Source organism: Gilliamella sp. G0441, from assembly GCF_050589305.1.
Taxonomy (GTDB): Bacteria; Pseudomonadota; Gammaproteobacteria; order Enterobacterales; family Orbaceae; genus Gilliamella.
Genome location: NZ_JBNRJF010000036.1, coordinates 1 through 1,022, shown reverse-complemented (window position 1 = coordinate 1,022; position 1,022 = coordinate 1). Strand labels below are relative to the sequence as shown.

The window sequence follows — 1,022 nt, the reverse complement described above, 5'->3', positions numbered from 1 at the left end:
TGCATTTACACGGTGCGGTGCAGGCGACAAAAAACGCGATCATCAGCGCGAAAGCCATTGACGGACAGGGGCTTAAGCTAAGCAGTGATACCTTAACATTAAATGCCCGTGCGGGTGCTGTCAATCTTGATAATGCCGGTGTGTATGTTGACGGTCAGGCAACGATTCATGGCATTGACGGCGTGTCGGCAAAACACGCCACACTCAGTGCCGATGCGCTGACTCTCCACGGGTCAACGGTAGATAACCGGGAAGGAACCTTATTTGGTAAAACCGTGCTTAATCTCACCACGCAACATCTTGATAATCAGCAAGGGAAGGTATTAAGTCAGGGGCAGTTAACGATAGCCGGGTCTACTCAGGCGTATCTGAATACGCTGAATAATCAGGACGGGACAATATCGTCGCTTTCGACGTTAAAAATAGGCAGCCACACATTAGCCGGTAATCGCAACGGTCGTATAGAAAGCGGTCAGGATATGTTCCTGACGGTGGTATCTGACTGGATTAATCAACAAACCATTCTGGCCAATGGTCAGCTAACCCTTACTGCCAGTGGCCGCATTGACAATCAGTCACAAATTAAATCCGGGGGGCAATTAACCCTGACCGCCCGTGAACTTAATAATCAACAGGATGGCGATATTGCCGGGGGCAATACCCGGATTTCGGGCACGGCACTCACCAATTATGGTGTGATTGATGGCGGGCTGACTGATATTCAGACCGATACGCTCAATAATCTCGACAGCGGTCGTATTTATGGGGATGCGGTGGTGATTAATACCGGCAAGCTGACTAACCTGAAGTCCGCTGCCAGCTCGGTGGCGCCGGTGATTGGTGCCCGTGACCGGTTACTTATCGGTGCCCGGGAGCTGCTGAATAAAGACCATGCATTATTATTAAGTCAGGGTGAGATGTTTATTGGCGGGCAGGCCAGCACACAAGGGGTGACCGGTCGCAGTCAGCAGGTCAGTAACCACAGTGCCACAATAGAGGCCGGTGGCTCCCTCTATTTAGCG

1 pseudogene is annotated in these 1,022 nt (G+C 51.3%); it reads left to right on the top strand.

The annotated features are described in order from the left end of the window. A pseudogene (locus ACKJXD_RS11895) lies at positions 1–1,022 on the top strand (hypothetical protein); the annotation flags it as partial.